Below are 18,082 nucleotides of genomic sequence, written 5' to 3'. Positions count from 1 at the left end.
CTACTCGTACTCGCGTTTGAAGCTGAGGAACTCCGCCTTGTGGGCCTGCTCGTCGGCGAGCAGCTCGACGGCGAGGTCCTCCGTCACGTAATCGCCCGCCTCTGCAGCGGCCTCGACGAGTTCCTCGTAGGTTTCGATCGCGTCGGATTCGGCCTCGAGGACGCCGTCGATCACCGAGAGGACGTCCGCGGTGTCCTCGGGCGGCTGGAGGGACTCCTGTGCCGCGGAGAACCCCATCGACGCGGGGGGGCGCTCGCCGTAGTAGCGCAGCCGGTAGCCGAGCTCCTCGGCGTGGCCCAGCTCCTCCTCGATGTCCTCCTTGAGCGACTCGGCGACCTCCTCGCCGCGGATCGTCTCGAGCAGGATCGCGTTGGCCATGTAGTTCATGACCGTCTCCATCTCGTCGTTGTACGCCTCTTTGAGCAGTGAAACTACTTCGTCTGCCATTACGTTCTCCCTTCGTGGAGGAGCCTGAAAGAGGTACGTGTTTCGTCAGGCGACGTGCAGTTCCATCCGTCGAAACGCCGATAGTTCCAGGGGAATCGAACGCCTATCGACCGTCGTGAACAGTTCGTGACGCTACTGATATACGGTGCCTACGGATACACGGGCGAGCTAGTTGCGGCGGAAGCCGTCTCCCGGGACGTAGACGTCGTCGTGGCCGGGCGGGACAGACAGCACGTCGCCGCACTCGCGGACCGTATCGACTGTGACGGGGCGGTGTTCGGACTCGACTCCGGGCTGGCTGGCGACGCTGCCGACTCCATCGTGCCGAACCTCGAGGGCGTCGACGCCGTGTTGAACTGTGCCGGGCCGTTCGTGGACACCTACCGGCCGCTGGTCGAGGCGTGTCTCCGGACCGGCACGCACTACCTCGACGTCACCGGCGAGATTCCGGTGTTCGAGGCGATCGCCGCCCGGGACGCGGAGGCAGCGGCTGCCGGCGTCTGTCTGCTCCCCGGCGTGGGGTTCGACGTCGTGCCAACGGACTGTCTGGCCCGCCATCTGTACGACCGGTTACCGACCGCGACGCGGCTCCGCCTCGGGTTCGACCCGTCGGGAACTGTCTCCCGTGGGACGCTCGCGACGGCGATCGAGCAGTTCGAAGCGGGCGGGAAACGGCGCCGCGACGGCGAGATCGTCGACGTCCCGGTCGGCAGGGGACGCCGACGAATCGACTTCGGCCGCGGGGAGCGCAACGCTGTGCTGGCCCCCATGGGCGACCTTTCGACGGCGTACCGATCGACCGGGATCGAGAACGTGGCGGTGTATCTGGCGCTGCCGAGATCAGTCGGGATCGCTCTCCGTTTCGGACGGTTCCTGTCGCCGATACTCGGCGCGGAGCCAGTGAAACGGGGGCTCCAGCGGCTCGTGCGGGCGACCGTCACCGGCCCGTCGAAAACCCAGCGGGAGACGGGTGCTTGCTACGTCTGGGGCGAAGCGACGGACGGCGACCGGACGGTTACCTCCCGCCTGAAAACCCCGGAGACGTACGCGTTCACCGTCGACGCCGCGACGACGGCGGCACAACGGCTGCTCGATTCCGCCCCCGGCGACGGCGGGGAGGGTCCGGCTGCCGGTTTCCAGACGCCGGCGACCGCGTTCGGGCCGGAGTTCGTCCTCGAACTGGGCGGGGTCGAAGGCTTCTTCGACGAGTGACTGGGACAGTTTTGGCTCGCGGTTCGACCGGGACGACGGCTGTCGGGCATCTCAGATGGAGTCAGTGAGCCCGCCGTCGACACGGACGTTCTGTCCCGTCAGGTAGCTCGCTTCCGGCGAGCAGAGGAACGCCACCACGTCGGCGATCTCGTCGGTGCCGGCGGGCCGGCCCATCGGGATCTCCGCGCGCGTCTCCTCGTCGACCTCGTAGCTGTCCACGAATCCGGGGAGCACGGAGTTCATTCGGATGCCGTCCGCGGCGTACTGGTCGGCGTAGAGTTTGGTGAAGCTACCCAACCCCGCACGGATCACCGACGACACCGGGAAGTCGGGTGAAGGTTCGAACGCCGAAAACGTGGAGACGTTGACGATCGAGCCGCCGCCGGCCTCGCGCATGATCGGCGTGACGAGCCGGGCCATCCGGACGACGTTCAACAGCACGAGATCCAGCCCCTCGTGCCAGGCCTCGTCGTCGATCTCCAACAGCGGCCCCGTCGCCGGATGGCCGGTGTTGTTCACGACCGCGTCGATCCGCCCGTACCGGTCGGTGGCGGCCTCGACCAGCGCGCCGAGGTCGGCCGACTCCGTCACCGACCCCTCGAACCCGACGCCGCCCAGCTCCTCGGCGACGTCGACTGCCGCGCCGGATTTCGACAGCAGTACCGGGGTGTACCCCCCGTCGGCCAGTGTCCGTGCACACGCCGCGCCGATCCCGCGTCCGGCCGCCGTCACGACGGCAACGCGGTCGTCGTCGCTTGTCATACCGGCGCGTCGGCGGCGACGGACAAAAAGCGGGTGGTCGAAAACCGGAGCTATTGCCGCCGTCGCGAGAACACGACCGCCTCGCTGTCGGCGAGCTCGACCGGGAGTTCGGCGATCGGCTCCTCGAGGCCGGGCGTCGAAAGCGCCCGCTTCCAGCCGCCGACTGTCGCGTCGAGGAGTTCCGTCGGCGTCACCGTCGCGGGCTGGCCCTCCATGTTGGCGACGAACAGGAGGTCCTCGCTCCCGTCCGGTGCGCGCCGCAGGCCGTAATACAGGACGGTCCCGTCGGCGGGATGACGCCGCCCGAAGACGTCGTCCTCGCGGAGGTCGTGCCGGAGCCACGGTCGGTCGTGGCGGAACTGCCGAACCCGTCGGTCGAACGCCGTCCGGTCGGAATCCTGTTCGTCGGTCCAGTTCGAGAGGTTGCAGTAGTCGGCGACGTCGCGCATCCACGCGAGCGCGAACGCCTCGAGGTCGGCCGCCGTGGGCTCCCCGTCCGCGATCGGCGGGGAGAGCGTCGAGAGGATCTCGGCCATCCGATCGAGGTCGTAGTCGGTCAACTCGACCGTCGAGGCGAGCGCGTGGACGAACTCCTGAAGGTCCTCGCGGGTTTCGAAGCCGAGATCCTTCAGTCGCGTGAAGTGGGCCGGGTCGTCGAACCGATCTGCGGGGACGCGCCAGTCGACGAAGTAGGCCGCCTCGCCGACGACTTTCACGTTCCAGGTGTCGTCGGTGTCGCGGACGAAGTCCCACGGCGCCCGCATGGTGGCGTTGAGAAACTCCATTGGAACCCCCGGCAGGAAGGCGTAAAACAGCACGTTCGCGGCGGGGTTGTTATAGGCGGACTCGATCGTTTCCGGCAGCGTCTCCGCGAGGTACGGGTTCTCCTGGGTGGCGTTCCACTCCTCGCCCACCTCGACTTGCGCCCCCCGCCGGAGCGTGTCGTGGTTGGCGACCCCGGAGATCCACTGACCCCCCATCTCGGCGACTTCCCGGACCCGCCACCACTTGCGGGCCCAGAAGGTGAGAATCGCCGGCGTGTTGTGGGCGAACGTCACCGGTCCCCACTGGAAGGCGTGCGGGTGCTCCCGGATCAGTTCTCGGTAGGTTGAGGCGAGCTCCCAGTCCTCTTCGGGCCAGGGCCGGCCGTCCTCGAAGATCATCCACGGCCGGTACTCCGTCCCCGCGACGGTCTGGGTGACGGCGTCCATCTCCGCGAGGAACTCGTCGTCGTGCCACTCCGACTCCGTCTCGGGATCCCAGTTGGTGAAGTCCTGGGCGCCGTCGACGCGGATCCCGTCGGCACCCCAGTCCATCTTCCGTCGCTGGAGTTCGAGCAGGATCGCCCGGACGGTCGGCTGGGTGTACTCGAGTTCCTGCCCGTACATCCCCGGCCCCTGGAAGTACTCGTCGGAGAGGAGGGGAACCGCCCCGGTGTCGGCGTGGCCCAAGGCGACGTCGAACACCACGCGCATCGGCTCGGGAAGCGTGTGGAGCGTGGCGATGAAATCGACCAGTTCGTCGGGGCGGCCGGTCCCGAGGATCGCCGGGTTGATCGCGCCGAAGCCGTAGACGACGACGTCGTAGCCCCAGTTTATAAGCTCCGGGCGGCACAGCGTCACCGTCGCCCGGCCCGCGTCCGGGGTCGTCTCCTCGATCCGGAACCCGTCCGGCTGGTAGTCGCCCTCCGTAATCGGTGCGATCGGCATCAGCTGGACACCGTCGTAACCGTCGAAGTTCCGTTCGGCAGGGGTGAGCGGTTCCCCTGCCCGCTTCTTGCGGCCGATTTCGCGGAACCGGCGTGTCAGCCCGGCCAGCGTCCCCGACTCGGTTGCGGTTCCCGGATGGATCTCGAGCAGGTTCGTCGCCGGCTCGACCCGGGGGAGGCCGTCGTGGTCGATCGTCTCGATCCGTTCACCGTCGGTGCCAAGCGCCTCGAAGTACGCCCGGTCGTCGCGCTCGCGGTCGAGCCGGTCGACGTCGTACAGCTCCGGCGGCGCGTACGCCCCGAACGGGAGCGAGTAGGCGAGGGGATCGCCGATCGTCTCCGTCCCCCCGTCGTCGTCGGGGTACACGAGCCGGTACAGGGTGCCCAGCCGGTCGCGGGTACCGGGGCGGACGCCCGAAACCGCCGCCCAGGTGAACTCGCCGGTCCGGCGCGTCGGGACGCGTTCGTGACGCACCGACACTGTCGAGGGCTCGCCCGAGAGGTCCACCGGCTCGGTCGGCGTGATAAGCTCCAGGGAGACGTCCTCCGGCGGGACGCCCGACTCGAGGAGTTGTGGTGTCCAGAAGCCGAACGTAGCGTGGTCGTCCCGCCAGTGAGCCCCCAGCATCGGGGCGATCGTCTTCGCCGCCTCGAACCGGTCGTCCTCGGCGTCGACGGCGTCGAGACACCGACCACACAGTCGGTCCGTTTCGGCCTCGAGCAGCGCAGCCGGTGAATAGTCTGCCGCCATAGTTTACAACTGTCGTAGTGGTTAATCAGTCTGACTGACGGGCCACCGTCGGCCCGGACCGCCGTCGGCCCGGACTGCCGACGTCCTGTGCCACCGACGGCTACAGTCTACCGACGGTGACGTAAAACGGAACGACCTCGACGCGCTCGTACTCCCCGGCGCGCATCTGCTCGACGACGCTCCGGCCCATCCGGCGCCACCGCCCGCGGAGGTCGTCGTATCCCTCCGACCCCAGTGCACGTCGCAACTCCCGAGCATGGTCTGCGAGCCCCCCGCCCGACGCCTTCCTGGCGGCGCTTTCGAGGGCGAGCTCGGAGTAGGGGGGTTCGACGCGCTTCTCGTGGAGGTAGCGGCGAACCCGGACGTCCGAGAGCCCGGCGTCCGCAAAGAGGGCCTTGACCCGGTCGCCGATCGCGACGTCGGTCCCGACGCCGTCGATGTACGCCTCCCTGACACGGGGTTCGAGCGTCTCCTCGGCGTCCACCGTCGAGGAGACGGCGACGGCGTCGTTGTCGGGTTCGATCGCCGCGACCAGCTGTGAGGAAACGCGGACGAACTCGTCGACGCCGGCCTCCGGCTCCGGGAGATTGGCCAAAAGCGCCTGACAGACGACCAGGTCGAACGCGCCGTCGCCGAACGGCAGCCGGGTCGCGTCCCCCCTGAGGAACGACGCGGGCGCCGGGAGGTCTCCGGCGACCCATCGGTCGCGGGCGACAGACAGAAGCGACGGATCGGCGTCGACGCCGACGAGCTCGGGGGTCGCTCTGTCCTGCCGGCGACCGTCGACGGCCTCCTCGGCGAGCACGCGGGTGAGTTCGCCGGTCCCACAGCCGACGTCGAGGATCCGGCGTCGGCTCCCGAGGTCGAGGTCGGCGAGGGCCGTACGGTCCTCCGCCCACATCCCCCGTCGCGTTCGGTCCAGGTACGCCGCGTCGAACCGTCTCACACCCCGAGGTTGGAAACGGCGCGGGTTAACGGAAGCGAAATCCCGCGCATCGATCGGGAGACTAGTCTCAAAGCGACAGCGGATCGACCTTCAGATATTCCCGCAACACTGCGGTCGCGTAGCTCCCGCTTTGAAGCGCAAACGAGAGCGTCAGCGGATCGGCCTCGACAGTCACGTCGGTCCGGAGGAGGATCGCCCGCCGGGTACCCGTCGAGTCGAACTCCCCGGGGAGTGTGAAGTCTGCAGGCTGCACTCCGGCGTCGGAAAGCACCTCGCGTTCGATCTCGCCGGGCTCGCCGTCCGCCAGCTCGGTTTCGGTGCCCACGAGCGGCGCGGTGACGAACGCCCGGCCGCGCTCGCAGTGGCGCGAAAGAATCTGGACCCGGGAGTCGTCCGCCCGCTGGAGCCGGTCGGGGTCCGGTTTCTGGATCTCCGGTGGCGCGTCGGCGTCGGCGAAACAGCAGACGTCGCCGGCGACCGGCCGGTGAAACGGGAGTCCGGCGTCGAGGCGTCGGCTCAAGATCCGGTTGAACAGATACGACTGTGCGGCGTGGACGAACAGCCGCTGGAGGTTGCTCGGCACCGCCTCGAGCGCCGCCCGCCAGACGCCGCCGTCATCGGGGACGGGAGCGTCGGGCGCGGTCGAGCCCGGATCGCTGGCCTCGGCGTCGACGAGGCCGTGCAGCATCGCGCGCTCGAAGCCGAGCTTGCGGGGGACTGCATCCAGGCACGCCTGCCAGTCCGGCGACGCCGACTCGAACTGGTCGTCGACGAAAGCGCGTGCTCTCCTTGTGTCGTCGGGCTCCGCCTCGAACGGGCTGGCGACGTAGGTCCTGACTGCCGTCCGCCAGTCGCCCCTGACGATCGCGAGCCCGACCTCGTGGGTAATCGGCCGCCGGCTGCCGAACCGCTGGTGGCCGAAGACGTTCGGGACGCCGATCTCGGGACCGGGACCATCGGACGATTCTTCGTCTCCGCCGGTGGCGAACGACCGGAGCTGGGCGGTGACGTCGTCTGCGAGTTCGGGTCGGTCGGGGTCGCGAACGACGATCTCGAAGGCGTTTCCGGCCAGGTCGCCGAAGGAGATCGGCCGACCGGCGCGACCGACGACGTCGATCTCGGCGCCGTCGATTCCCGATCCGTCACTGTCACCGTCGCCGTCGATCGCCGCGATCCGTTCCGGAGCGACGCCCCGGACGGAGAACAGCTGCGTGGTGACGGCGTGTTTGTCCTTGGTGCCGGCCCAGGAGATCCGTTCGCGGCTCATCCCCAGCACGTCCGACAGCCGGGCCGCGAAGTCGTTCGTATCCCACGCCCGGAGCGTGACTCGACAGACGACGTCCGGATACGCGCCCGGATCGGCGTCGGCGGGTTCGACGTCGAACGCCTCGATCTCGCGGACGCGAAAGTCTGCCGGGCGGTCCCGGAGCCGGCCGCCGATCGGCTCGGCGTCGCTCACGTAGTAGTCGATCCCGACGACCTGTTCTCTGGGGTGTGCCGGGCGCATCAGTACAGCGAAAGCTCCCCGGTGACCCGGTCGACGACCTCGTCGTTCCCCGGGCCGACCGCGAGCGTGGTCACGGTTCCGGGATCGAGCTGGGTGTGGCCCGCGTCGCGGACGATCGCGTACGGCAGTCCCTCGCGTTCTGCGACGTCCGCGAGTTCGAACAGCTGGGCTTCCCCTGCGGCTTTGAGGACGACCTTCTTTTGCCCCTCTCCTTTCCAGGCCCGCCGCGTCCGTCGGTCGGCCTCCTCGTAGGCCGAAAGCGACGCGTGGGCCACCTGCGCGGCGAGTTTCCCCTGGCCCATACCGAGGTCGGTTCGGGCGACGATTGCCTGCTTCATACGCGAACCTGGCGGGCAGCCGTTAAAGGGCTGACCGTCCACGCCGGCGGCACGAAAACATTTGACGGTCGGGGAACAGACAGGGGAGTATGGCCCTCCAGGAGTTTCGCCGCCAGGTCGAACAGTTCCTCCGCTCCCCGCGGGAGTTCTTCCGCGAACGGCAGTTCGCCACGAGCGCAGCCGCCGGGTTCGCGATCGTGCTCGCGCTCGCGATCGTCCTGTCGGGAAGCGTCTGGTATCTCGGTAGCTTGCTCGCGGCGAGCACCGACGCCACGGTGACGATGGACAATCCGGACCGCCCCCCGGAGTGGGTGTGTGACGCCCACGGCGACGATCCCGACTCGGCGCTCGGCGACGGTTGCGACGAACCGGCGACGGTGGAACGCGACGCCGGCTCGCTGATCCGGGAGGCTGCCGGCGAGTACGTCTTCCCCGTCTTCGTTTTCAGCTTGCTGCTGTGGCCAGTCGCCGGGGTCGCGCTGTTCGCCTTCGCCCGGATCGCGGGCGGTGACGGGGGGTTGCTCCCCACCCTGGGAGTCGCGGCCTGGGGCGCTGTCCCCGAGTTCGTCCGACTGTTCGTCGGCCTTGCGGGGCTTCGGTACGTGCTCGGCACCACGACGTTCACCGGCCCCGTCCAGTCGTTTCCCGACCAGCTCGCGGCCGTTCTCGCGCCACTCGAGACACCCCTGCTCGTCGCCTCGGTCCTGACGCTTTTGTGGCAGTGGTATCTCCTCGCTGCTGGAATCGGCGAAGTCCACGACCTGGAGTGGCCGGCCGCAGCGTTCGCCGTCGGGATTCCACTGGCGGGGTGGGGGCTCCTGGCGCTGACGTGAGGGATAGTCGAACGGCGGTGGGGCGGTGCCTCCGTCAGTCGGGATCGACGAGGTCGAGGTCGCGAGCCGCCTTCGCCGCAAGTTCCGCCAGCTCGTCGGGCTCCATCGCCTCGATCTCCGAGAGTTCGCCCCGAGTTTCCGGCTGTTCCGGAACCAGTTGATTGCAGCCGACCGAGATCGTCGAATCCGGAAACGTCCCGATCTCGCGGGCCCGCGCTGCGATGTCGTTTTTGTCCGCCGTCAACAGCGGCCGGTGGATCGGCAGCGACGTGGCGGCGGCCGTCACCGCGAGGTTGCTCGCGGTCTGGCTCGACTTCTGGCCGATCGCCTCCCCGGTGACGATCCCGACAGCGTCCTCCCGGTTTGCGACCGCCTCGGCCACCATGAACGTGAACCGACGCCAGGCGAGCATCCGTCCCTGATCCATCCCCTCGATCAGCGTCTCGACCGCCTCCCCGCCGGGCGCGATCCGGAGCCGGAGGTCCTCGCCGGGAACGTACTCCGAGAGCGTCGCGACGGTCTCGGCCGCCCGGGCACGGTGGTCGATCCCCCCGAAGCGACCCAGATCGACGTACAGTGGAACGACCGGCGAGCCGCGGCGCATCGCCTCGTATGCGGCCACCGGGGAGTCGATCCCGCCGCTGACCAGTGCGACGAGTGGCTCCTGGCTCCCGAGCGGGAGTCCCCCGGGCCCATCCTCCCTGTCGAGGAAGACGAACGCGTCCTCGGACCGGCACTCGACGGAGACCGACCAGTCCGGATCGTCGAGATCGACGGCCGGCTCGAAGTCGTCCTCTACTGCGTCCCACACCGCGTCGCCGCCGATCTCGCCGAGTTCCTCGCTCGAAAACGGATGGTCCTCGCCCGCACACCGCGCCCGGACCGCGAATGTTCCCCCGTCGTACTCAGCTGTGGCGGTCCGTGCTAGTGCGTCGGTGATCACCTCCGTGGTCGGCGCCGTCCGGAGCGCCGCGCTCGCGGAGGTCACGCCGAACGTGTCGGCCGCCGTCCGGGTCGCAGCCGAGACGTCGGCCTCGGTCGTGTGGATCAGCGGCCGCGACCGATAGCGGGGCTCGATTGTCGCTTCGATCCCGCGGTCCGACAACAGCGCCGAGAGGTTCTCCCGGAGTTCCCGTTCCATCCACCCACGGACGCGTGGGCTCTTGGTAGTAATCTCGCCGTATCGGACGAGGACGGTGTCGGCCCCGGGCGGTTCCATAGTCGTGGGGAGACGGCAGCGGGATAAATCACCTGCGCATGTCGTCGTGTCCGGGAGGATGCGACAGCCCGCAAGCCGGAGGTTTTTATTCCCGGCGGAACGGCCAGGGGAGTATGATCCTTTCCGACGGCGACATTCTGGCTCGGCTTGAGGACGGCGACCTCGTGATCGAGCCGATCGACGACTACGACACCCAGATCCAGCCGGCAAGCGTCGACCTCAGACTCGGGGAGGAGTTCCTCGAGTTTCAGCGGACGAACATTCCCTGCATCCACCCGAACGCCGAAGAGGAGGTAGAGGAGTACGTCACCGAGACCCGCGTTCCCGAAGGGGAGGACTTCATTCTCCATCCCGGCGATTTCGTGCTCGGGACCACCAAAGAGCGCGTGGAGATCCCGTCCGATCTGATCGCCCACGTGGAGGGACGGTCGTCGCTGGGGCGCCTCGCCGTGGTCGTTCACGCCACCGCCGGCCTGTGTGATCCTGGGTACCGGGGCCAGATCACCCTCGAACTGTCGAACCTCGGCAGCGCGCCGGTCGCACTCACGCCCGGAATGCGCATCTCCCAGCTCACGTTCACCGAACTGAAATCGCCTGCCGACCGCCCCTACGGCGAGGAGCGCGGTTCCAAGTACCAGGGCCAGCGCGGCCCACAGGCGTCCCGGATCGGCAACGATCCGGAGTTCACCCCCGCAGACCGGGCGGAACCCGACCCGAGAGCCGACGACGAGGGATCGGGACGATGAAGTTCATCGAGGAGATCGTCGTCGAGGAATTCCTGCCAACGTTCCGGTCTATGCTGGCCGAAGAGCTCCGCGACCGTGGGTTCACCCAGCACGAAGTCGCCGACGCGCTCGGGGTGAGCCAGTCGGCCGTCTCGAAGTACGCCCACGGCGACGTCGCAACGAACGACCGGATCATGGCCGACGACAGGGTGCGGTCGCTCGTCGAACGGATCGGCGAGGGGCTCTCGACCGGCGACGTGACCAGCGTCCAGGCGCTCGTGGAGGCGGAGGTGCTGATCCGGCGGCTCGAGGACGGCGACCTGCTCGCGGAGCTCCACGAGGCGGCGATGCCGGAGCTTGCCGAGGTCGACGTCGAGTACGCGATCCACGACCCGGATGGCGCGCTGCGGACGACCGAACAGGTGCTCTCGTCGGTGCGGCGGGGGCTGCGGACGCTGACGAACGCCTCCGGCTTCGCCGGGCTGATCCCGGCGGTCGGCTCCAACGTGGTCGAGTGTCTGCCGGGTGCTGCCGGCGTCGACGACGTCGCTGCCGTGCCCGGTCGGCTGGTCGACGTGAAAGGGAGAGCGACGGTTCCCGGCGAGGTGGAGTTCGGCGTGAGCGATCACCTCGCGTCCGTACTGTTGGCCGCCCGCGAGTCGGGGGCGGACGTTCGCGGCGCGGTCAACATCCGCTACGACGAAGAGCTGTTGGAGGCGCTGTCCAGCTCGGGATATCAGGTCGTCGAACTCGAGACGGGGACGGACACACCCGAGGCGGTTCGGAATGTCCTCGAACGCGCTGAGCCGGACCCTCCGTTTGTCTGTTATCACACCGCAGAGGTCGGCGTCGAGCCGATCATCTACGTGTTCGCTGCGGACGCGCCGGCGGCGGCGCGAGTGGTTCGTGAACTGCTGTGAGCCGTGAACTCCTGTGAACCTGTAGTGCGGAATGGAAGCCGTCGTCAGCGAGCCCGGTAACGCCGCCACCCGTACAACGCCCCTTCACCCAGGAGCCACGCGGACCCCAAGACGATCGCAAGCAGGTTCAAAAGCTGCGGGAGATGCATCCAGCCGGGGAGCACCCACCGGGCGAGCGTTTCAGCCTCGCGTACCTGCTCTGTCACGCCGTGATCCGCGGCAGTCCGCTCGTCGAGTTCGTAGCCCGGCGGTCCGCCGGCGGTCTCACCCACCGGGAGCCTGTCGGCGACGTACGGCAGTGGGATCACCGCCCCGTCGGGGTCCTCGAACTGCCAGACGACCTCGCCACTCGGGCTGACCTCGAGGATCCGGTTGTTCCGGGAGTCGGTGATAATCGTGTTTCCGTTGGGAAGGCGATCGGCGTCCCGAGGCCACTGGAGGGGATCACCCTCGGGTCCGGTGTACTCCCAGACGACTTCCTCGGTGTCGGCGTCGATCTCGACGGCACGGTTGTTCTCGCTGTCGGCGATGAGGACGGTGCCGTGCTCTTCGAGATGCTGGGGGTTGTGCTGATGTTGCATCACCGAGTGGTTGCCGGGCTGGCCGATCGTGTCGACGATCTCGTCGGTCTCGGGGTCCACCTCGATGAGCATGTCGTAGTTGCGCACTGACAGATGGAAGTTCCCCTCTTCGGTCTCGACGATGTCGTTCCAGTGGATCCAGTCGTCGACCTCGCTGGACTTCGCGTAGTCGTCGGGATCGTCGACGTGCGGGCTGGCTTCGACGTGTTCCTCGAAGAACTCGGTCCCCTGATCGATGTGATCGGCGGCGTACCACTCCCAGGTGATCTCGCCAGCCTCGTTTACGGTGAACACGCGGTTCTTGCCCATGTCGATGATCGCCACCTCGCCGTCCTCGGTGACGACGGCGTCGTGAACCTCGTGCCAGTGGATCATCTCGTCGTGCCAGTTGTACTCCCAGACGATCTCCTCGTTCGAGCGATCCATCAGGATCACCCGGTTTTTCACGCAGTGTTCGTGGGGATCCAGCCCGTGTGAGAACGTCGCTTCGTATGAGAGATGTTCCTCGTCGCAGTTCTCGGCCGGGATCACTTCCCCGAGCGCAAACAGCACCACGTTGCCGTCCTCCTGGGGTTCGATCCCGGGCGCCGCCTCGCCTTCGCGTAACGGATCGATTCCGAAGAACCGGGAGTCGTCGATCGCATACTCCCAGGCGATTTCCCCGTCGGGAGTGATCTCGACGAGTCGACCGTCGTTATCCCAGGAGTGGACGCCCACGAGCGTATTTCCGGGATACGGCTCGCCGGCCTCCGCGTCCTGCTCAACCACTGTCCCCCGGTCGATCGCGACCGCCTGCACGCCGAGGGCGACGACGAGAAGCAGCACCGCACCGCCGACGACGAGAACTCGCGTCCGCTGGTCCATACTCGCGGTAGATAGCGGGCCGACGTAACTCTTGTCAGTCTCCCCGGGGGAATACACCAGTCGAACGGAGCCACAGCCGACGCCGGCAGTCTACAGGTTCAATATAAATGAAACGGATATCGCCACGTGCCGGAAGACGGAATCGCAAGAGGAAGCCGTCTTCGTCTGTGCTCCCGACGATCGCTATCTAGTAACCTTTAACGGCCGGGAGCCGATACGTGAGACCAAGATGGCGAGCAACAAGATTCTCGGTATCGATCTCGGTACCACCAACAGCGCGTTCGCGGTGATGGAGGGTGGCGAGCCCGAAATCATCGTCAACGCCGAGGGGGACCGAACCACCGCCTCCGTGGTCGCGTTCACCGACGACGGCGAACGTCTCGTCGGCAAACCCGCGAAGAACCAGGCAGTCCAGAACCCCGACAAGACGATCCAGTCGATCAAGCGGCACATGGGCGATGAAGAGTACACCGTCGAGATCGAGGGGGAGGAGTACACCCCCGAGCAGATCTCGGCGATGATCCTCCAGAAGATCAAACGCGACGCCGAGGAGTATCTCGGCGACGAGATCGAGAAGGCAGTGATCACGGTCCCTGCCTACTTCAACGACCGGCAGCGGCAGGCGACGAAGAACGCCGGCGAGATCGCCGGCTTCGAGGTCGAACGGATCGTCAACGAGCCGACCGCGGCGTCGATGGCGTACGGCCTCGACGACGAGTCCGATCAGACCGTGCTCGTGTACGACCTCGGCGGCGGCACCTTCGACGTCTCGATCCTCGAACTCGGCGGCGGCGTCTACGAGGTCGTCGCGACCAACGGGGACAACGACCTCGGGGGCGACGACTGGGACGAGGCGATCATCGACTACGTCGCAGACGAGTTCGAAAACGATCACGGGATCGATCTCCGGGAGGACAGACAGGCGCTCCAGCGGCTCACCGAGGCCGCAGAAGAGGCGAAGGTCGAACTGTCGAGCCGCAAGGAGACGACGATCAACCTGCCCTTTATTACGGCGACCGACTCCGGGCCGGTCCACCTCGAGGAGAGCCTCACCCGGGCGAAGTTCGAGTCGCTCACGACGGACCTGATCGAGCGAACCGTCGGGCCGACCGAACAGGCGCTTGCAGACGCCGGCTACGACAAGGACGACATCGACGAAGTACTCCTCGTCGGTGGATCGACCCGGATGCCGATGGTCCAGGAGAAAGTCGAGGAGTTGACCGGCCGGGAGCCCAAAAAGAACGTCAACCCGGACGAGGCCGTCGCGCTGGGTGCGGCGATCCAGGGCGGCGTGCTCGGCGGCGAAGTCGACGACATCGTCCTGCTGGACGTGACGCCGCTCTCGTTGGGGATCGAGGTCAAGGGTGGCCTGTTCGAGCGGCTCATCGAGAAGAACACCACGATCCCGACCGAGGAGTCGAAGGTTTTCACCACCGCCGCCGACAACCAGACCTCGGTCAACGTGCGCGTCTTCCAGGGCGAACGCGAGATCGCCGAGGAGAACGAACTCCTGGGCGCATTCCAGCTCACCGGCATTCCGCCGGCGCCGGCCGGCACCCCGCAGATCGAGGTGACCTTCAGCATCGACGAGAACGGCATCGTCAACGTCTCCGCCGAAGACAAGGGGTCGGGCAACGCAGAGTCGATCACGATCGAAGGTGGCGCCGGCCTCTCGGACGAGGAGATCGAACAGATGCAGGAAGAGGCCGAAAAACACGCCGAGGAGGACGAAAAGCGGCGCCAGCGCATCGAAGCGCGCAACGAGGCGGAAAGCGCCGTCCAGCGTGCCGAGACCCTGCTGGAAGAAAACGAGGAAGCCGTCGACGACGACCTGCGCGCGTCGATCGAGGACGCCATCGCCGACGTCGAGGACACCCTCGAAGACGACGACGCAACCACCGAGGAGATCGAGGACGCCACCGAGGCACTGTCGACCGAGCTGCAGGAGATCGGCAAGCAGATGTACCAGCAACAGGCCCAGGCCGGTGCCGGCGAGGCCGGCGCGGGTCCGGGCGGCATGGGCGGCGCCGCAGGTGCCGGTCCGGGCGGCATGGGCGGCGCGGCCGGCGCAGGACCCGGCGGCATGGGCGGTGCCGCAGGTGCGGGCGCCGGTGACGCCGCCGAAGGCGACGAGTTCGTCGACGCTGACTTCGAGGACGTCGACGACAGCGACGAGGACGACGAGGAGTAACGCGACGACGAGAACCTGAAGCTCTTTTGTACGGGTCGTCTCTGTTCGCGTATGGACGGGGAGGAAGACGAAACGTTGGACCAACAGAAGCGCGAGGAGCTGTTGCGTCGCGTCAACCGCCAGGGGGCGACCGTCGGCGCGCGGACCCCCGAGACGGTCGCCGTCGGCGGCGAGGAGTTTCACCTCAGGGAGTTCCTCATCGAAACCCGGAAGGTCGAGGGAGTGCCGCCGGACGCCAGGGACCTCGTCAAGGAGGCGACCACCGAGCTCTCGAAGCGGCGCAAACAGCTCCACGGCCGGCTCGAAACGGAGTCGCTGACGCGGGCTGAGGCCGACCGGATCGCCGAGGAGATAATCGGGCTCGACCGCGCGATCAACGCCCTCGAGAACCTCCGGCGACCCACGTACGGGGAGCAGGCGACGAAATCCTCCATCGCGGACCACAAACGCTGGCTGGACTTCCTCGAATCCGTCGGCAAGTGAGCGCTATCGACGACTCGTGTTCCCCATTCACTTCCCGCCGCCGCGGAGGTGTGCGAACACGTACGTCTGGACGTAGCCGGCGTACTCGCCGCCGAACCGGTCGCGCAGCGCCCGCGCGGTGTCGGCGTAGGTTCCCCGGTCGCAGTCGGGGAAGTGGTCGGCGACAGCGGTCCGGATCCAGGTGTCCAGCGGGATCGCCTCGAGGTAGCCCAGCGAGAACAGCAGGATGCAGTCTGCGACCTTGTCGCCGACGCCGACGAACCGGGTGAGCGACTCGCGGGCCTGTTCGTAGGGGAGGTCGGCGGCCTCGCGGGGATCCGCCTCGCCGTCGGCGACCATCCCCGCGGTTTTCCGGACGTACGGCGCCCGGTAGCCCAGCGACAGCTCCCGAAGTTCGGCTTCGGTTCGGGCGGCGAGCTGGTCGGGCGTTGGAAACGCGTGAAGCGTCCGGCCGTCGAACTGGACCGCATCGCCGTACGTCTCCGCGAGCGATCGTTGCATCCGGTGGATCCGCGACACGCGCATCTGGGCCGAGCAGATAAACGAGATCAGACACGGGAACGCAGGATCCCGAACCAGCCGCATCCCTTCGTAGGCGTCGAACGCCCGGTCGAACAGCGGAACGTCGGGGGCTGCAGCCCGGATCGCATCGAGGTCGTCGTCCAGTCGCAGCAGGTGCGTCAGAAGGGGCACCGCGTCGACGGTTGACTCCCACTCGAGGGTTCCGTCGCGGACGCCGCCGACCTGCCGCACCCGGAGAGGAACTCGGTCGTCGGTGAGGCCCTCGATCGGTGGAACGACCGTCTCGTACCACGCGTCTCCGCTCCTGGGCGTGGCGTCGCCGCTGTCGTACATCCGGCCGTCGGATCGATCCCAGAGGTAGCTTTGCCCGCTCTCGAGGGTCGCCTGCAGGTCGAACGGGCCGTCCACCGCGGCGAGGCCGATCGTTCCCGACTCCATTGGCTCCCGTTCGGGACTCGGTGGCTTTCCCCGTTTCGGATGCCGTTCGAGCAGATCCTCCCGGCGTCGGCCGGTCGAGATGAGAAGCTTAAAGGCCTTCATCGCAGTACGTGAAAGCGAGGCCGGGTGGCTTAGCTGGACATAGCGCCGCACTCATAGGGTTTCGAGATTCGGTGCGGTTCGCCTTGGAAGCCTCCGTGCGCCCCTGGGGCCTGCCGAGCCTCGTACCTGGGCCATGCGGAGATCGCGGGTTCGGAGCCCGCCCCGGCCATCCGTCGTTTCTTCCGCGAGCCGAGCCGACGAGGACGTGGACCGAGCTTATTATTCGAGGCTGTCTGGTAGCGGTATGGGCCTCCCACACGTTCGGACGCTCGAGTGTACCCTGTGTGGCGCGCGCTACGAGCCGGACCAGGTCATCTACACGTGTCCGGAACACGACGGCGTCCGGGGTATTCTCGAGGTCCGGTACGACTACGCGCGGATCCGAGAGCTGTTCGACGCCGACCTCGACGGCAACATCCCGAGCCAGTGGAAATACCGTGCGTTCCTCCCGGTCGATCCAGACGTCAGCCCGGTGACGCTCGGCGAGGGGGGAACCCCGCTGCTCGAAGCGCCCCGACTCGGCGAGGAACTCGGGGTCGAGATCCACATCAAGGACGACGGCCGGAATCCCACGGGCGTTCTGAAGGACCGGGCCTCGAGCGTCGCAGTCACCAGAGCCCGAACGGCGGGACGGGACGTGGTCACCTGTGCGTCGACCGGCAACGCCGCCGCCTCGCTTTCGGGATACGCCGCACGGTCGGGCGCCGAGTGCCGGATCTTCGTCCCCGGGGACACACCGGAGGAGAAACTCGCCCAGGCACTCGTGTACGGCGCCGACGTGCTCGCAGTCGAGGGGAGCTACGACGAGGCGTACGACCTGAGCATGGCCGTCACCGACCGCTACGGCTGGTACAACCGGAACGCCGCCGTCAATCCGTTTCAGGTCGAGGGGAAACGCACGGTCGGCCACGAACTCGCAGAGCAGACCCGCGGCAACGTTCCCGACTGGGTCGTCTTCGCGATGGGTGACGGCTGCACCGTCGCCGGCGGCTGGAAGGGCTTTCACGAGTTTTGCGAGCTCGGATTCGTCGACGAGGAGCCCCGACTGCTCGGCGTCCAGGCCGAGGGAGCAAGCGCGATCCACGACGCGTTTCACGGCCACGACGACACCGCGGCGGTCGCGGAGACCGTCGCCGACAGCATCGCCGTCGGGCGCCCACGGAACACGGTCAAAGCCTGCAGGGCCCTGGAGAAAAGCGACGGCACGGCCGTCCTCGTGAGCGACGAGGAGATCCTCGCCGCCGAGAAGCTCCTGGGGAGTGTCGAGGGGATCTACGCCGAGCCGGCGGGCGCAGCGCCGATCGCAGGGATCCGGAAGGCTCGCGGGCTGGGCATCGTCGATCCAGGTGACTCGGTGGTTGCGGTCGTGACCGGTCACGGACTGAAAGACGCGGAAGCCGCACTCGAAGCCGGCGGTGAGATCGAGTCGATCTCCCCTTCGATCGACGACGTGGCCGCCCGGTACGGGGAGTGAACAAAGAGTGTGACCGCAGGTATGTGGCGCTCCTCCGAACGGAGGAGTACGCGATAGTT

The 18,082-nt window shown here is 67.6% G+C and carries 16 protein-coding genes and 1 tRNA gene; 8 read left to right on the top strand and 9 right to left on the bottom strand.

The annotated features are described in order from the left end of the window. Positions 1-447, bottom strand: coding sequence for a ferritin-like domain-containing protein (locus AArcCO_RS03135; RefSeq protein WP_259534979.1), 447 nt, complete (start codon positions 445-447; stop codon positions 1-3). Between the two features lie 126 nt (positions 448-573). Between AArcCO_RS03135 and AArcCO_RS03130 the strand changes: the two genes are divergently transcribed. Next, positions 574-1,659 (top strand): saccharopine dehydrogenase family protein, encoded by a 1,086-nt coding sequence (locus tag AArcCO_RS03130; RefSeq protein ID WP_259534977.1) that lies wholly within the window; start codon positions 574-576, stop codon positions 1,657-1,659. Between the two features lie 51 nt (positions 1,660-1,710). Here AArcCO_RS03130 and AArcCO_RS03125 read toward each other — a convergent pair whose 3' ends face one another. The 5 genes from AArcCO_RS03125 to pth2 all read right to left on the bottom strand — a co-directional run bounded on the left by AArcCO_RS03125 (position 1,711) and on the right by pth2 (position 7,671). Beyond that, positions 1,711-2,421 carry an SDR family oxidoreductase gene (locus tag AArcCO_RS03125; RefSeq protein WP_259534975.1) on the bottom strand — a complete coding sequence of 237 codons (711 nt, stop codon included), beginning with the start codon at positions 2,419-2,421 and terminating at the stop codon, positions 1,711-1,713. Positions 2,422-2,471: 50 nt separating this feature from the next. Then, complete coding sequence (gene gghA, locus AArcCO_RS03120; RefSeq protein ID WP_259534973.1) at positions 2,472-4,880, bottom strand: glucosylglycerol hydrolase; 2,409 nt, start codon at positions 4,878-4,880, stop codon at positions 2,472-2,474. A gap of 100 nt (positions 4,881-4,980) precedes the next feature. Beyond that, on the bottom strand, positions 4,981-5,826 hold the full coding sequence (locus AArcCO_RS03115; RefSeq protein WP_259534971.1) for a class I SAM-dependent methyltransferase: 846 nt from the start codon (positions 5,824-5,826) through the stop codon (positions 4,981-4,983). A gap of 67 nt (positions 5,827-5,893) precedes the next feature. Further along, positions 5,894-7,333 (bottom strand): tRNA pseudouridine(13) synthase TruD, encoded by a 1,440-nt coding sequence (gene truD, locus AArcCO_RS03110; RefSeq protein WP_259534970.1) that lies wholly within the window; start codon positions 7,331-7,333, stop codon positions 5,894-5,896. Continuing rightward, positions 7,333-7,671 (bottom strand): peptidyl-tRNA hydrolase Pth2, encoded by a 339-nt coding sequence (gene pth2 / locus AArcCO_RS03105; protein WP_259534969.1) that lies wholly within the window; start codon positions 7,669-7,671, stop codon positions 7,333-7,335. The genes truD and pth2 overlap by 1 nt, the downstream gene beginning before the upstream one ends. A gap of 89 nt (positions 7,672-7,760) precedes the next feature. Here pth2 and AArcCO_RS03100 point away from each other — a divergent pair, with 89 nt between their 5' ends. Continuing rightward, complete coding sequence (locus AArcCO_RS03100) at positions 7,761-8,504, top strand: Yip1 family protein (protein ID WP_259534968.1); 744 nt, start codon at positions 7,761-7,763, stop codon at positions 8,502-8,504. A 34-nt stretch (positions 8,505-8,538) separates the two neighbouring features. Here the strand turns inward: AArcCO_RS03100 and AArcCO_RS03095 are convergent, their stop codons facing one another. Further along, positions 8,539-9,723: a tRNA sulfurtransferase gene (locus AArcCO_RS03095; RefSeq protein ID WP_259534967.1), complete on the bottom strand. Its 1,185-nt coding sequence runs from the start codon at positions 9,721-9,723 to the stop codon at positions 8,539-8,541. 113 nt (positions 9,724-9,836) lie between these two features. On the opposite strand from AArcCO_RS03095, the gene dcd reads away from it, so the two are divergent. Both dcd and AArcCO_RS03085 read left to right on the top strand, forming a co-directional pair. After that, complete coding sequence (gene dcd, locus AArcCO_RS03090) at positions 9,837-10,469, top strand: dCTP deaminase (RefSeq protein WP_259534966.1); 633 nt, start codon at positions 9,837-9,839, stop codon at positions 10,467-10,469. Continuing rightward, positions 10,466-11,368, top strand: a complete 903-nt coding sequence (locus AArcCO_RS03085) for a thiamine-phosphate synthase family protein (protein ID WP_259534965.1) — start codon at positions 10,466-10,468, stop codon at positions 11,366-11,368. The genes dcd and AArcCO_RS03085 overlap by 4 nt, the downstream gene beginning before the upstream one ends. A 44-nt stretch (positions 11,369-11,412) precedes the next feature. Here the strand turns inward: AArcCO_RS03085 and AArcCO_RS03080 are convergent, their stop codons facing one another. Then, positions 11,413-12,813 (bottom strand): arylsulfotransferase family protein, encoded by a 1,401-nt coding sequence (locus AArcCO_RS03080; RefSeq protein ID WP_259534964.1) that lies wholly within the window; start codon positions 12,811-12,813, stop codon positions 11,413-11,415. A 229-nt stretch (positions 12,814-13,042) separates the two neighbouring features. On the opposite strand from AArcCO_RS03080, the gene dnaK reads away from it, so the two are divergent. Together dnaK and AArcCO_RS03070 are read left to right on the top strand one after the other, a co-directional pair. Continuing rightward, positions 13,043-15,004, top strand: a complete 1,962-nt coding sequence (dnaK, locus tag AArcCO_RS03075) for a molecular chaperone DnaK (protein ID WP_259534963.1) — start codon at positions 13,043-13,045, stop codon at positions 15,002-15,004. 51 nt (positions 15,005-15,055) lie between these two features. After that, on the top strand, positions 15,056-15,487 hold the full coding sequence (locus AArcCO_RS03070) for a DUF5788 family protein (protein WP_259534962.1): 432 nt from the start codon (positions 15,056-15,058) through the stop codon (positions 15,485-15,487). Positions 15,488-15,514: 27 nt separating this feature from the next. Here the strand turns inward: AArcCO_RS03070 and AArcCO_RS03065 are convergent, their stop codons facing one another. Further along, on the bottom strand, positions 15,515-16,447 hold the full coding sequence (locus AArcCO_RS03065; RefSeq protein ID WP_259536518.1) for a DNA-3-methyladenine glycosylase family protein: 933 nt from the start codon (positions 16,445-16,447) through the stop codon (positions 15,515-15,517). A 120-nt stretch (positions 16,448-16,567) separates the two neighbouring features. On the opposite strand from AArcCO_RS03065, the gene AArcCO_RS03060 reads away from it, so the two are divergent. Continuing rightward, positions 16,568-16,718, top strand: a tRNA-Met gene (locus AArcCO_RS03060). A gap of 75 nt (positions 16,719-16,793) precedes the next feature. Next, a complete protein-coding gene (gene thrC / locus AArcCO_RS03055; RefSeq protein ID WP_259534961.1) occupies positions 16,794-18,023 on the top strand; it encodes a threonine synthase in 1,230 nt (409 codons plus the stop codon). Positions 18,024-18,082: the final 59 nt, after the last annotated feature.

Origin of the sequence: Halalkaliarchaeum sp. AArc-CO (genome assembly GCF_024972735.1) — an archaeon.
GTDB lineage: Archaea > Halobacteriota > Halobacteria > Halobacteriales > Haloferacaceae > Halalkaliarchaeum.
Note: the sequence above shows the minus strand (reverse complement) of the source record. Positions and strands in the feature narration are given on the sequence as shown.

Bases quoted from the DNA above. Each gene is read 5' to 3' on its own strand.
- AArcCO_RS03135 (WP_259534979.1), bottom strand. From the start codon at position 447: ATGGCAGACGAAGTAGTTTCACTGCTCAAAGAGGCGTACAACGACGAG.
- AArcCO_RS03125 (WP_259534975.1), bottom strand. From the start codon at position 2,421: ATGACAAGCGACGACGACCGCGTTGCCGTCGTGACGGCGGCCGGACGC.
- gghA (WP_259534973.1), bottom strand. From the start codon at position 4,880: ATGGCGGCAGACTATTCACCGGCTGCGCTGCTCGAGGCCGAAACGGAC.
- truD (WP_259534970.1), bottom strand. From the start codon at position 7,333: ATGCGCCCGGCACACCCCAGAGAACAGGTCGTCGGGATCGACTACTAC.
- pth2 (WP_259534969.1), bottom strand. From the start codon at position 7,671: ATGAAGCAGGCAATCGTCGCCCGAACCGACCTCGGTATGGGCCAGGGG.
- AArcCO_RS03100 (WP_259534968.1), top strand. From the start codon at position 7,761: ATGGCCCTCCAGGAGTTTCGCCGCCAGGTCGAACAGTTCCTCCGCTCC.
- AArcCO_RS03095 (WP_259534967.1), bottom strand. From the start codon at position 9,723: ATGGAACCGCCCGGGGCCGACACCGTCCTCGTCCGATACGGCGAGATT.
- dcd (WP_259534966.1), top strand. From the start codon at position 9,837: ATGATCCTTTCCGACGGCGACATTCTGGCTCGGCTTGAGGACGGCGAC.
- AArcCO_RS03085 (WP_259534965.1), top strand. From the start codon at position 10,466: ATGAAGTTCATCGAGGAGATCGTCGTCGAGGAATTCCTGCCAACGTTC.
- AArcCO_RS03080 (WP_259534964.1), bottom strand. From the start codon at position 12,813: ATGGACCAGCGGACGCGAGTTCTCGTCGTCGGCGGTGCGGTGCTGCTT.
- dnaK (WP_259534963.1), top strand. From the start codon at position 13,043: ATGGCGAGCAACAAGATTCTCGGTATCGATCTCGGTACCACCAACAGC.
- AArcCO_RS03070 (WP_259534962.1), top strand. From the start codon at position 15,056: ATGGACGGGGAGGAAGACGAAACGTTGGACCAACAGAAGCGCGAGGAG.
- AArcCO_RS03065 (WP_259536518.1), bottom strand. From the start codon at position 16,447: ATGGAGTCGGGAACGATCGGCCTCGCCGCGGTGGACGGCCCGTTCGAC.
- thrC (WP_259534961.1), top strand. From the start codon at position 16,794: ATGGGCCTCCCACACGTTCGGACGCTCGAGTGTACCCTGTGTGGCGCG.